The 12,831-nt window shown below is 72.7% G+C and carries 11 protein-coding genes and 2 tRNA genes; 8 read left to right on the plus strand and 5 right to left on the minus strand.

The genetic code is table 11. From position 1 onward, the window contains the following. The first annotated feature begins 222 nt into the window (after window positions 1-222). Window positions 223-2,481: an FdhF/YdeP family oxidoreductase gene (locus DAI17_RS00090; protein ID WP_107771679.1), complete on the plus strand. Its 2,259-nt coding sequence runs from the start codon at window positions 223-225 to the stop codon at window positions 2,479-2,481. Between the two features lie 15 nt (window positions 2,482-2,496). After that, window positions 2,497-3,480 (plus strand): pirin family protein, encoded by a 984-nt coding sequence (locus tag DAI17_RS00095; protein WP_234412050.1) that lies wholly within the window; start codon window positions 2,497-2,499, stop codon window positions 3,478-3,480. A gap of 41 nt (window positions 3,481-3,521) precedes the next feature. On the opposite strand, the gene DAI17_RS00100 is transcribed toward DAI17_RS00095, so the two are convergent. Next, window positions 3,522-4,112 carry a DNA-3-methyladenine glycosylase I gene (locus DAI17_RS00100; protein ID WP_199904860.1) on the minus strand — a complete coding sequence of 197 codons (591 nt, stop codon included), beginning with the start codon at window positions 4,110-4,112 and terminating at the stop codon, window positions 3,522-3,524. Window positions 4,113-4,198: 86 nt separating this feature from the next. Between DAI17_RS00100 and DAI17_RS00105 the strand changes: the two genes are divergently transcribed. Next, window positions 4,199-4,765, plus strand: coding sequence for a TerD family protein (locus DAI17_RS00105; protein WP_159081256.1), 567 nt, complete (start codon window positions 4,199-4,201; stop codon window positions 4,763-4,765). Window positions 4,766-4,776: 11 nt separating this feature from the next. Here DAI17_RS00105 and DAI17_RS00110 read toward each other — a convergent pair whose 3' ends face one another. The 4 genes from DAI17_RS00110 to zwf all read right to left on the minus strand — a co-directional run bounded on the left by DAI17_RS00110 (window position 4,777) and on the right by zwf (window position 9,575). Beyond that, a complete protein-coding gene (locus tag DAI17_RS00110) occupies window positions 4,777-5,490 on the minus strand; it encodes a flavodoxin family protein (RefSeq protein ID WP_107770889.1) in 714 nt (237 codons plus the stop codon). 98 nt (window positions 5,491-5,588) lie between these two features. After that, the gene (eda, locus tag DAI17_RS00115; protein ID WP_107770890.1) at window positions 5,589-6,215 is read right to left on the minus strand and encodes a bifunctional 4-hydroxy-2-oxoglutarate aldolase/2-dehydro-3-deoxy-phosphogluconate aldolase; all 627 of its coding nucleotides are present in this window, start codon (window positions 6,213-6,215) and stop codon (window positions 5,589-5,591) included. After that, entirely contained in the window at window positions 6,199-8,091 is a 1,893-nt protein-coding gene (edd, locus tag DAI17_RS00120; RefSeq protein WP_107770891.1) for a phosphogluconate dehydratase, read from the minus strand. Before edd ends, eda begins: the two co-directional genes overlap by 17 nt. Continuing rightward, on the minus strand, window positions 8,088-9,575 hold the full coding sequence (gene zwf / locus DAI17_RS00125; protein ID WP_107770892.1) for a glucose-6-phosphate dehydrogenase: 1,488 nt from the start codon (window positions 9,573-9,575) through the stop codon (window positions 8,088-8,090). The genes edd and zwf overlap by 4 nt, the downstream gene beginning before the upstream one ends. 91 nt (window positions 9,576-9,666) lie before the next feature. Between zwf and DAI17_RS00130 the strand changes: the two genes are divergently transcribed. From DAI17_RS00130 to rpmG, 5 genes are all read left to right on the plus strand, one after another. After that, a complete protein-coding gene (locus tag DAI17_RS00130; protein WP_107770893.1) occupies window positions 9,667-10,857 on the plus strand; it encodes an ROK family transcriptional regulator in 1,191 nt (396 codons plus the stop codon). Between the two features lie 54 nt (window positions 10,858-10,911). Further along, on the plus strand, window positions 10,912-12,312 hold the full coding sequence (locus DAI17_RS00135; protein WP_107770894.1) for an amidase: 1,401 nt from the start codon (window positions 10,912-10,914) through the stop codon (window positions 12,310-12,312). 69 nt (window positions 12,313-12,381) lie between these two features. Next, window positions 12,382-12,454: transfer RNA gene (locus DAI17_RS00140), tRNA-Thr, on the plus strand. 46 nt (window positions 12,455-12,500) lie between these two features. Then, window positions 12,501-12,577 (plus strand) — tRNA-Met (locus tag DAI17_RS00145). Window positions 12,578-12,622: 45 nt separating this feature from the next. Beyond that, entirely contained in the window at window positions 12,623-12,793 is a 171-nt protein-coding gene (gene rpmG, locus DAI17_RS00150) for a 50S ribosomal protein L33 (RefSeq protein ID WP_056887613.1), read from the plus strand. Window positions 12,794-12,831 lie beyond the last annotated feature (38 nt).

The raw sequence follows: 12,831 nt of genomic DNA on the forward strand, positions 1-12,831 counted from the left end.
CGGGAGCGACCTTGCTCACGTCGTGGGACCCCTGGGGGCGTGTCGACGTGTCCGCCCGCGAGGCAGTATGGGGTCGTGACCTTCCTCTCCCAGCTGCGAGACGTGCCCGCCCGACTCCGCCAGGAGGCCCGGCAGGTACCCACCGAGGACATCGACGAGACGGAGGTCGAGGTCGACTCCACGTCCCACGCCGCCGCGGGCGCGACGGCCGTCGCCGTCGCGATGCGCCGGGCGGTGGGGCAGATGGGCGTACGCCGCACCGCCTCGACGCTGCTGCGGCTCAACCAGGTCGACGGCTTCGACTGCCAGGGCTGCGCCTGGCCGGACCCGGCGCCGGGCCACCGGCACACGGCGGAGTTCTGTGAGAACGGCGCCAAGGCCGTCGCCGAGGAGGCGACCAACCAGCTGCTGGACCGCGAGTTCTTCGCGCGGCACTCGATCGCCGACCTCGAGGGCCGCACCGAGTTCTGGCTGGGCAAGCAGGGCCGGATCACCGAGCCGATGGTGCTGCGCCCGGGCGCGACGCACTACGAGCCGATCACCTGGGAGGACGCCTTCGCCACCATGGCCGGTCACCTCCGGCGCCTGGACAGCCCCGACGAGGCGATCTTCTACACCTCCGGCAAGACCTCCAACGAGGCCGCGTTCGTCTACCAGCTGTTCGTCCGGGCGCTGGGCACCAACAACCTCCCCGACTGCTCCAACATGTGCCACGAGTCGTCGGGCTCGGCGCTCACCGAGACCATCGGCATCGGCAAGGGCTCGGTCAGCCTGGAGGACATCCACCGCGCCAAGCTGATCGTGGTCGTCGGCCAGAACCCCGGCACCAACCACCCCCGGATGCTCTCGGCGCTCGAGGAGGCCAAGTCACGGGGCGCGCGGATCATCGCGATCAACCCGCTCAAGGAGGCCGGGCTGGTCCGCTTCAAGAACCCCCAGCACGCCAAGGGGCTCGCGGTCGGCACGGAGCTGGCCGACCTCCACCTGCCCATCCGGCTCAACGGCGACCTCGCCCTCTTCCAGGCCATCGGCTCGCTGCTGGTCCAGTGGGGTGCCCTCGACCACGACTTCCTCGCCGACCACACCACCGGCTTCACCGAGTACGCCGCGCACGTCGCCGAGCTGGACTGGGCCAAGGTCGAGGCCTCCACCGGCCTCACCCGCGAGCAGGTCACCGAGGCGGCCCGCATGTTCGCCGACTCCCCGGCGACGATCACGTGCTGGGCGATGGGCATCACCCAGCACCACAACGCCGTGGCCACCATCAAGGAGATCGTCAACGTCGCGCTGCTGCGCGGCGACATCGGCAAGCCGGGCGCCGGCGTCTGCCCCGTGCGGGGCCACTCCAACGTGCAGGGTGACCGGACGATGGGCATCTGGGAGCGGCTGCCCGACCACTTCCTCGACGCCATCCGCGACGAGTTCGGCTTCGACCCGCCGCGCGAGCACGGTCTCGACACCGTGGGCTCCATCCAGGCGCTGCGCGACGCCCGGGCGCGCTTCTTCATGGGCATGGGCGGCAACTTCGTCGGCGCCGCACCCGACACCGAGGCGACGGAGGCGGCGATGCGCAACGCGGCCCTGACCGTGCACGTGTCGACCAAGCTCAACCGCTCGCACGTCGTGCACGGCGGCGAGGCGCTGATCCTGCCCGCGCTCGGTCGCAGCGAGAAGGACCTGACCGGCGGGCAGGTCCAGCGGGTCACCGTCGAGGACTCCATGTCGGCCGTGCACGCGTCGCACGGTCCCCTCGAGCCCGCGTCGGAGCACCTGCGCTCGGAGGTCGACATCGTCTGCTCGCTCGCCCTGGCGACGCTCGGCGCCGACCACCCGGTCCCGTGGGACGCCTTCCGCAAGGACTACGGCGAGATCCGCCGCCGCATCGCGCGCGTCGTGCCGGGCTGTGCGTCGTACGACGAGAAGGTGCACCAGCCGGGCGGGTTCGTGCTCCCGCACCCGCCCCGCGACAACCGGGTCTTCGAGACCCCCAGCGGCAAGGCGGTCATCACCAGCACGCCGCTGGAGGTGCTCGACGTGCCCGAGGGACGGTTCCTGCTGCAGTCGATGCGGTCCCACGACCAGTTCAACACCACGATCTACGGGCTCGACGACCGCTACCGCGGCGTCAAGGGCGGGCGCCGGGTCGTGTTCGTGCACCCCGACGACATCGCCGCCCTCGGGATGGTCGAGGGCGACCACGTCGACCTCGTCAGCGAGTGGCGCGACGGGGTCGAGCGCGTCGCCCGCTCCTTCCGGGTCGTGGCCTACGAGCAGCCCCGCGGCTGCGTGGCGGCCTACTACCCCGAGGCCAACCCGCTGGTGCCGCTCGACTCGACCGCCGACAAGAGCAACCAGCCGGTCTACAAGTCCGTGGTCGTCCGGCTCGAGCGGGCGGGCTCCGGAGGCCCGGGGGACGGCCAGGGGTCGGTCTCGCAGGGACCCGGCTCGATGCGCACCGACGAGCCGCACCACCTGGCGTGAGGGCGTGAGGGCACCGTGACCAATCCCGAGCGCGACCCCCACGAGGTGGCCCTGGCCCCCGGCGACACCGCCTGCGGGGTCGAGGTGCTCGCCCCCCGCGAGGTCCCGCTCGGGGGACCGCGGGCGATGACCGTGCGCCGTACCCTCCCGCAGCGCGAGCGGTCGCTCATCGGGGCGTGGTGCTTCGTGGACCACTACGGCCCCGACCTCGTGTCGGAGACGGGCGGGATGAAGGTCGCGCCGCACCCCCACACCGGCCTGCAGACGGTGAGCTGGCTCTTCACCGGCGAGATCGAGCACCGCGACTCGGCCGGCCACCACGCGATGGTCCGTCCCGGCGAGGTCAACCTGATGACCGCCGGCCGCGGGATCAGCCACTCCGAGGTCTCCACGGCCGGCACCTCCGAGCTGCATGGCGCCCAGCTCTGGGTGGCGCTGCCCGACGGCTCCCGCGACGTCGCGCCCGGCTTCGAGCACCACACCCCCGACCCGGTCATCGGGGACGGGTGGGAGGCGCGGGTCTTCCTCGGTTCCCTGCTCGGCGACACGTCGCCGGTCTCGACCCACACCCCGCTGCTCGGCGCCGAGCTGCTGCTCGCGGCCGGCACCACGCTGGAGCTCGACGTGGACTCCTCCTTCGAGCACGGCGTGCTGCTCGACCGGGGCGTGGCCGGCGTCGCGGGCCAGGAGGGCAAGCCCGGAGAGCTCGTCTACGTCGCCCCGGGCCGTGACTCGTTCACGCTCGAGGCGCACGAGGACGTGCGGGCGCTCCTGCTCGGCGGCCCGCCGTTCGGCGAGTCGATCGTCATGTGGTGGAACTTCGTCGGCCGCACCCACGAGGAGGTCGTCGGCTTCCGCGAGGAGTGGCAGGCCCAGGTCGACGGCGTGGCCGACAGCCAGGACGTGCGCCCCGGCCGGTACGGCGTCGTGGTCGGCGACCACCTGCCGCCCATCCCGGCCCCGGCGCTGCCCAACGCGCGGCTGCGCGAGCGCCGCTGAGGCGCCGACCGGGCGGTTCCTGACCGCTGGAAAGTGCCCGGTCAGGCCCAGACGCCGGACGCCCCGCGGCGGTGGCAGCCGACGAGGTGGTCGTCGACGAGCCCGACTGCCTCCATCAAGGCGTACATCGTGGTCGGCCCGACGTGCGCGAAGCCGGCCTTCTTCAACGCCTTGGACAGTGCCAGCGACTCCGGGGAGGTGGTCGCCATCTCGGAGGTGTCCCCGGGCGCCGGCGTGGTCTCGGGCCGGAAGGACCAGATGAACGCCTCGAGCCCGCCCTGCTCGCGCAGCGCGACCGTGGCCCGGGCGTTGGTGATCGCCGCGTCGATCTTGCGACGGTTGCGGACGATCCGCGGCTCGCCCATCAGCCGCTCGACGTCCGTCTCGTCGTACGCCGCCACGACGTCGGCGTCGAAGCCGGCGAACGCCTCGCGGAACGCCTCGCGCTTGTTGAGGATGGTCAGCCAGGACAGCCCCGACTGGAAGGCCTCGAGCGTCAGCCGCTCGAGGTGCGCGGCCTCGCCGCTGACCCGCAGGCCCCACTCGGTGTCGTGGTAGGCGCGGTTGACGGGGTCGCCCGCGGCCCACGGGCAGCGGGCGAGGCCGTCGTCGCCGGTCACGGGTGCGCTCATGGGCCACATCGTCGCGCACCCCACCGACACCCGTCGTGGGGGTACTTTCGTCGACACGAGCCGCAGCAGACCGGGAGGGGACCCACGTGATCGAGCTGACCGAGGGACAGGAGCTGGCCCTGACCACGGATGGGGGCGCGCCGCTGACGCACGTGCAGATGGGTGTGGGCTGGGACCACGCCCACACCGCTGGGTTCGCCGGGTCCGGGTCGGCGCCGGTGGACCTCGACGCCTCGGCGGTGCAGTTCGCCGGCGGCCAGCTCTTCGACCTCGCGTTCTTCAACCACCTCGCCACCCGTGACGGGTCGGTGGTGCACCTCGGCGACAGCACCACCGGCAAGGGCGAGGGCGACGACGAGGTCCTGACGGTCGACCTGTCCAAGGTCTACGGCAAGGTCGACTCGATCCTGTTCCTCGTCAGCAGCTACCAGGGCCACACCCTGGAGTTCGTCCGCAACGCCTACTGCCGGCTGGTCGACGACGCCGGCACCGAGCTGGCCCGCTTCACCCTCACCCTCGGGGTCCGCGAGACCGGCCTGGTGATGGCCCGGTTGCACCGCGACGGCGACGGCTGGGCCCTCCAGGCCGTCGGGGCCGGAGTGGCGATGCGCACGCCGACCGACGACATCTCGGCGCTCCTGCCCTACGCCTGAGGTCGCGACTCTCAGGCGCGGTACTCCGGGTTCTCGTAGTCGAAGCGTGTGCCGGCGTCCCACACGCTGCGCTGGTTGCCGAAGGCGGGCACACCGCCGGCGTCGCGGAGCATCTTCGCGGTGTGCATGAGGTTCCAGGTCATGAACGTCGTGTTGCGGTTGGTGAAGTCGTTCTCCGGCCCTCCGCTGCCGGGATCGAGGTACGACGGACCCGGCCCGGCCTCGCCGATCCACCCGGCGTCGGCGTTGGGCGGGATCGTGTAGCCGATGTGCTGCAGGGAGTACAGGACGTTCTGTGCGCAGTGCTTGATGCCGTCCTCGTTGCCGGTGATGATGCAGCCCGCAGTCCGCCCGTAGAAGAGGTACTGGCCCTTGTCGTTGAGCTGGCCGGACAGGGAGTAGAGCCGCTCGATGATCTTCTTGGTGATGCTCGAGTTGTCGCCGAGCCAGATCGGGCCGGCGATGACGAGGATGTCGCTGGCCAGCACCTGCGGGTAGATGTCGGGCCAGACGTCCCTCTCCCACCCGTGCTCGGTCATGTCGGGGTAGACCCCGGTCGCGATGTCGTGGTCGACGGCGCGGAGCACCTCCACGGACACACCGTGCTTGAGCATGATCGCCGCGCTGGCGTCCACGAGCCCCTCGGTGTGGCTCAGGGCGGGACTCCGCTTGAGGGTGCAGTTGATGAACATGGCCGACAGGCCGGAGAAGTCCCACTCGCTCATGGTCCGAGGGTCCGCCGTGCACGGACAGCGCGCAAGGGTCTCGCGTCCCTCGGGCGGGTGGTGCGGGACCGGGGCCGGGCCGGGCTCCCGGGAGGAGGTCAGCCCAGCGCCGTGGCCTCCGCGGCGAGCCGGCTGACCCGCTCCCAGTCGCCCGCAGCCAGCGCGTCGGCCGGGGTGAGCCACGAGCCGCCGACGCAGCCCACGTTGGGCAGCGCGAGGTACGACGACGCGCTGGCGGCCGTGATGCCGCCGGTGGGGCAGAAGCGCGCGGCCGGCACCGGCGAGGCGATCGACCTCAGGTAGGCCGCACCGCCCGACGCTTCCGCCGGGAAGAACTTCATCTCGGTGAACCCCGCCTCGAGGACGGCCAGCGCCTCCGAGACGGTGGCCGTGCCGGGCAGGAACGGGACGCCCGACCCGGCCATCGCCGACAGCAGCGTCGGCGTCGAGCCGGGGGAGACCAGGAACTGCGCCCCCGCGTCGACGGCCTGCTCGACCTGGCCCGGGGCCACGATCGTGCCGGCGCCGACCAGGATCTCGGGCACCTCGGCGGCGATGGCCGCGATGGCGTCCAGCGCGACCGGCGTGCGCAGCGTGAGCTCGATGACCGGCAGGCCGCCGTCGACGAGGGCGCGGGCGACCGGCACCGCGTGGTCGAGGTCGTCGATGACGACGACCGGCACGACCGGGACGAGCGAGAGCAGGGAGTCAGGCGTGCTGGCCAACGGGGGCCTCCTCGGTGGGGGCGGGCAGGGGACGGATGACGCTGGCGCCGGTCTCGGCGGTGCCGACGATGGCGCGGAACCCGGAGAAGAGCTCGCGGCCGGTGCCGGCCCACTCGACGTCGTGCGGGGCACGACCGGTGGCCTCGCGGCGGTCGAAGTCGGCGTCGGCGAGGTCGACCTCGAGCAGGCCGGTCTCGGCGTCGACGGTGACCAGGTCCCCGTCACGTACCCGGGCGAGCGGGCCGCCGAGGGCGGCCTCCGGCGTCACGTGGATGGCGGCCGGCACCTTGCCCGACGCGCCGGACATGCGCCCGTCGGTGACGATCGCGACGCGCTGGCCGCGGTCCTGCAGCACGCCCAGCGCGGGCATCAGCTTGTGCAGCTCGGGCATCCCGTTGGCGGCAGGTCCCTGGTAGCGGACCACCGCGACCAGGTCGCGGCCGTCGAGCAGGCCCTCGGCGAAGGCGGCGAGGAAGTCGGCCTGGTCGTCGAAGACCATCGCCGGGGCGGTGACGACCCGGTGCTCGGGCTTGACCGCGGACGTCTTGACCACCGCGCGGCCGAGCCGGCCGGACAGCATCCGCAGGCCGCCGTCGGGGGCGAAGGGGTCGTCGGCCGGGCGCAGGACCGAGGTGTCCAGCGAGGACTTCGGCCCCTCCTCCCAGACCACCCCGGCCAGGTCACCCGTGCCGTCGAGCCGGGCCTCGCGGGTGTGCCGCCACAGCCCGCGGCCCGAGACGGTGAGCACGTCGTCGTGCAGGTAGCCGTGCTTGAGCAGCGTGTGGACCAGGAACGGCGTCCCGCCCGCGGCCACGAAGTGGTTGATGTCCGCGGTGCCGTTGGGGTAGATCCGGGTCAGCAGCGGCACGGCCGCCGACAGGTCCGACAGGTCGTCCCACGTCAGCGTGATGCCCGCGGCCGCGGCCATCGCGACCAGGTGCATCGTGTGGTTGGTCGAGCCGCCCGTCGCGAGCAGGGCGACGCAGGCGTTGACGATCGCCTTCTCGTCGACCAGGTGCCCGACCGGGGTCGGTTCGCCGCCCGCGGCGGTGATGGCCACGGCCCGCTCGCCGGCGGCGCGGTCGAGGGCCGCACGCAGCGGCGTACCGGGGTTGACGAAGGTCGCGTCGGGCAGGTGCAGGCCCATGACCTCCATCAGCATCTGGTTGCTGTTGGCGGTGCCGTAGAAGGTGCAGGTGCCCTTCGAGTGGTACGACGCCGACTCGGCCTCGAGCAGCTCCTCGCGGCCGACCTTGCCCTCGGCGTAGAGCTGGCGCACGCGCGCCTTCTCCCCGTTGGGCAGCCCCGACGTCATCGGCCCGGCCGGGACGAAGACGGTCGGCAGGTGCCCGAAGGACAGGGCGCCGATGAGCAGGCCGGGGACGATCTTGTCGCAGACGCCGAGCATGATCGCGGCGTCGAACATGTCGTGCGACAGCGCCACGGCGGCCGACATCGCGATCAGGTCGCGGCTGAAGAGCGAGAGCTCCATGCCGGCGCGGCCCTGGGTGATGCCGTCGCACATGGCGGGCACTCCACCCGCGAACTGCGCGAGGCCGCCGGCGCGGACGATCGACTTCTTGAGCACCTCCGGGACGTCCCGGAACGGCTGGTGGGCCGAGAGCATGTCGTTGTAGGACGACACGATCGCGACGTTGGGCTTGCGGCCCGAGCGCAGGCCGCTCCTCACCGGCTCCTCGGAGGCGGCGAAGCCGTGGGCGAGGTTGGCGCAGGCCAGCCGGCCGCGGGCCGGGCCCTTGTCGGCGGCGGCGTCGATGCGCGCGAGGTAGGCCGTGCGGGTCGCGGCGCTGCGCCGGGCGATGCGCTCGGTGACCTCGCTGACGACGGGGTGGACGGTGGGGCGGGACGTGCTCATTCGGTCTCCTGCCAGGATCGGCCGTCACGCTCGAGGAGCGTGGCGGCGGCGACGGGTCCGTGCGTTCCGGCCGGGTAGCGGCGCGGGCGGTGCGAGGGGCGCGACCAGCGGTCCAGGACGGGGGCCACCCAGGCCCAGGCCGCCTCGACCTCGTCGCGTCGCATGAAGAGCGTGGTGTTGCCGCGGACGACGTCCATCAGCAGCCGCTCGTAGGCGTCGGGGGAGCGGCCGCCGAAGGCCGCGGCATAGCTGAGGTCGAGTGACACCGGCCGCAGCCGGATGCCGCCGGGGCCGGGCTCCTTGGCGGTCATGTGCAGCCGCATCCCCTCGTCGGGCTGGACGCGGATGTGCAGCCGGTTGGGCTCCGTGGGGCCCTCGCTGTGGGGGAACATCGGGTGCGGCGGCTCCTTGAAGACCACCACGATCTCCGAGACCCGCTCGGTCATCCGCTTGCCGGTGCGCAGGTAGAACGGGACGCCGGCCCAGCGCCAGTTCTGCACCTCGGTCTTCATCGCCACGAAGGTCTCGGTGCTGCTCTCGTGGCCGACCTCGTCGGCGTACGACGCCGCGGGCGCGCCGTCGCACAGCCCGGCCGCGTACTGCCCGGCGACGGTGTCGCTGTCGACGAGCTCGGGGGTCATCGGGCGCAGGGCCTGGAGCACCTTGAGCTTCTCGTCGCGCACGGTCTCGCGGTCGACGTACGTCGGGGGCTCCATCGCGACGAGGCAGAGCAGCTGGAGCAGGTGGTTCTGCACCATGTCGCGCAGGGCGCCGGAGCGGTCGTAGTAGGAGCCCCGCTCGCCGACGCCGATCGACTCCGAGACGGTGATCTGCACGTGGTCGACCCAGCGGCTGTTCCACAGCGGCTCGAGGAAGGTGTTGGCGAAGCGCGTGACCAGCAGGTTCTGGACGCTCTCCTTGCCGAGGTAGTGGTCGATGCGGAAGATGTGCGACTCGTCGAAGACCCGGCCCACCGCCTCGTTGACGGTCTGGGCGGTGGCGAGGTCGGTGCCGATCGGCTTCTCGAGCACGACCCGCGATCGCTCGGTGGCGAGGCCGACTTCGTCGAGGTGGTCGCAGATCGGGCCGAAGAGGGCGGGCGCCACCGCGAGGTAGAAGACGCGGATGACGTCCTCGCCGGCGGCGCCGTCCTTGAGGCGGTCGTGCAGGCGGTGCCAGTCGCCGACGTCCTCGACGTCGAGGGTGACGTGGTGCAGGCGCCCGAGCAGGCGTCGTACGACGTCGTCGGCGAGCTCCTCGGCCGCGACGTGCTCGGCCAGGGCGGCCTCGACGAGGCCGCGGTAGCCGTCGTCGTCCACCTCGGCCCGGGAGACGCCGATGATCCGGAAGCCGTCGGGCAGCTGGCCGTCGCGGTCGCGGAGGTAGAGGGCGGGCAGCAGCTTGCGGAGCGCGAGGTCACCGGTGCCGCCGAAGACGGTGAAGTCGCAGGGCTCGACGGGGGTACCGAGCGGAGGAGCGTTCATGGGGCACCACGGTAGGGGTGCTTATGGACGCTGACAACATAACTTCGGTTTTTATGAGACTAAAGTGCATCGGTGCTTGAATGCCCGGACCATGTCGACCCCCGGAGTCCTGCCCGCCCCCGGCGCCACCGCCGGCGACCTGCTCGACCTGATCAGGTCCGGTCGCGCGACCACGCGCGGCGAGCTGGGGCGTCTCACCGGGCTCTCGCGCACCGCGGTGAGCGCACGCCTCGCGTCGCTGGAGTCCGCCGGGCTGGTGCTCGAGGGGGACGAGGAGTCCGCCACCGGGGGCCGGCCGGCCTCGACGCTGGTGCTCGACCGCGACGCCGGGCTCGTGCTCGCCGTCGCCGTGGGTCGCAGCCGCTCCCAGATGTCGGTCTGTGCCCTCGACGGCACCGAGCTCGCCTCGGCGAGCCACGACCAGGAGGTCGGGCTGGGGCCGGACGTCCTGATGCCGGTCGTCGCGGACCACCTGGCCCGGATGCTGGCCGACCTGGGCCGATCGGGCGACGAGGTGCGCGGCGTCGGCCTGTCGCTGGCCGGCACGGTGGACCGCGCCCGGGGCGTGAGCGTCGACTCGCCGGCCCTCGCCGGCTGGGACGGCGTGCCCCTGGCGCCCTACCTCCAGGAGGTCACCGGCGCCCCGCTGGTCGTCGACAACGACTGCAACGTGATGGCCGCCTCCGAGCGCGACGGCCACCTGCTCGAGCACGACGACGTCCTCGTCCTCAAGGCGTCGACCGGCCTCGGGCTCGGCATCGTGGCGGACGGTCGGCTCGTGCGCGGCCACCGGGGGGCGGCCGGCGAGCTCGGCCACGTGAAGGTGCCCTCGGCCGCCGGGCTGCTGTGCCGGTGCGGCGACACCGGCTGCCTCGAGGCGGTCGCCGGTGGCTGGGCACTGGTCGAGCGGTTCCGGGAGGGCGGGCACCGGGTGGACCACGTCCGTGACCTCGTGGCCCGGGCGGTGCACGGCCACGGCGAGGCGCGCGCGGTCGTGCGCGAGTCCGGCCGCCGCGTGGGCGAGGCGCTGGCGGCGACCGTCACCGTCCTCAACCCCCGCGCCGTCGTGGTCGGCGGCGACATGGCCGGCGCCTTCGACACCTTCTCCGCGGGCCTGCGCGACACCCTCTTCCCCGGCACCACGGCGCTCGCGGGACGCGACCTGCAAGTGCTCCCCGCGACGTACGGCGAGCGCGCCGGCCTGGTGGGCTGCGTGCGGCTGGCGCTGGACTCGGTGCTCGCCCCGCGCGCGGTCGACGCCCTGCTGGCCGCTCGGCGCTGACCCCTCCGGCCGACCCTCTTCCGCGGGCGCCGCCCGTGTCCTAGGTTGCCCGCCATGGCACGCGTGCACGCGTTCGGCGACGACCCGCTGCAGGACCTCGACGCCGTCGGTCTCGTCGAGGCCTACCGCGACGGCCTGCCGGTCGACGAGGTGGTCGAGGCGGCGATCGCCCGCGCCGACGCCGTCGACGACCAGCTGGGCGCGCTGGCCCACGAGGCGTTCGAGCGGGCGCGCGCCGAGGCACGGTCGCCGCGGCCCGGCTACTTCTCCGGGGTCCCCACCTTCTTCAAGGACAACGTCGACGTCGCCGGCATGCCCACCCAGAACGGCACCGACGCCTACGTCGCCCGGCCGGCCGACGCCGACGGCGACTTCGCCCGCATGTACCGCAGCGTGGGGTTGCTGCCGCTGGGCAAGACCCGGCTGAGCGAGTTCGGCTTCAGCGGCGCGGTCGACCACCCGCGCCTGGGGCCGGTGCGCACCCCGTGGAACCCCGAGCACTACGCGGGCGCGTCCTCGGCCGGCGCCGCCGCGTTCGTCGCCACCGGGGTGGTGCCGATCGCGCACGCCAACGACGGTGGCGGCTCGATCCGGATCCCGGCCTCGGTCAACGGCCTCGTCGGCCTCAAGCCCACCCGCGGTCGGCTGGCCCAGGACGCGACCCTGCGGCAGATGCCGGTCAAGATCGTCTCCGACGGCGTCCTGACCCGCTCGGTGCGCGACACGGCGGCGTTCTACCGGGAGGCCGAGAAGGTCTACCGCGACCCGCGGCTCGCCCCGATCGGCGACATCACCCGCCCCGGGCGGGCCCGGCTGAAGGTCGCGGTCGTCACCCGCGGCGTGGGCCGCGACGCCAGCCCCGAGGTGGCCGAGCTCACCCTCGAGACGGCCGCGCTGCTCGAGTCCCTCGGGCACCGGGTGGAGGAGATCGAGCCGCCGGTGCCGCGCTTCTTCGCCGACCACTTCGTCCTCTACTGGTCGATGCTGGCGATGGCGGTCGTCGGCACCGGCCGGCGCACCTACGGCCCGACCTGGAACCCCGGCCGGCTGGACAACCTGACCCTCGGCCTGGCCCGGCACTCCCGGCGCAACCTGCACAGGCTCCCTGTCGCGATCGCCACGATGGCCTCCAGCAAGCACCTCGCGGCGCGCCACCATGCGTCGTACGACGTGACCCTGACACCGACGCTGGCCACCGGCACTCCCCGCGTCGGGCACCTCGACCCGACCGCCGACTACGAGCAGGTGTTGGACCGGCTGCTGGACTGGGTAGCCTTCACCCCGCTCCAGAACGCCACCGGCGAGCCCGCGATCTCGCTGCCCCTGGCGACCACGGCCGAGGGGCTCCCGCAGGGCATGATGCTGGGGGCCGGAGCCGGTCGCGAGGCCCGTCTCCTCGAGCTCGCGCTGGAGCTCGAGGAGGCCGTGCCGTGGCCCCGGATCCAGGCGGGCTGACCCCCTCGCGACGAGGGTGGCGGGACGATTTCTCCTATCCCGGAGCCGTGTGTATTCTCTTCCGCTGTTGCCCCTTTAGCTCAGTCGGCAGAGCGTCTCCATGGTAAGGAGAAGGTCTACGGTTCGATTCCGTAAAGGGGCTCTGGGTTGGAGCACCGTCGTAGACTTCGGCGGTCGCCCCTCCCGGCGGCGGGGTAGCTCAGGTGGTTAGAGCACACGGCTCATAATCGTGGTGTCGCGGGTTCGAGTCCCGCCCCCGCTACCACCACAATCCTCTCCCGCACCACTGCACACCGACGAAGGACTTCCCGTGGCCAGCAAGAGCTCTGACGTTCGCCCCAAGATCACGCTTGCCTGCGTCGATTGCAAGGAGCGGAACTACATCACCAAGAAGAACCGCCGCAACGACCCCGACCGCATCGAGCTGAAGAAGTTCTGCCCGCGCTGCCGCACGCACACGGCGCACCGCGAGACCCGCTGAGCGGCTCCCCCCCACCAAGCACCGACCCGTCGAGATCC

The organism is Nocardioides sediminis (assembly GCF_003047295.1).
Classification (GTDB): Bacteria; Actinomycetota; Actinomycetes; order Propionibacteriales; family Nocardioidaceae; genus Nocardioides; species Nocardioides sediminis.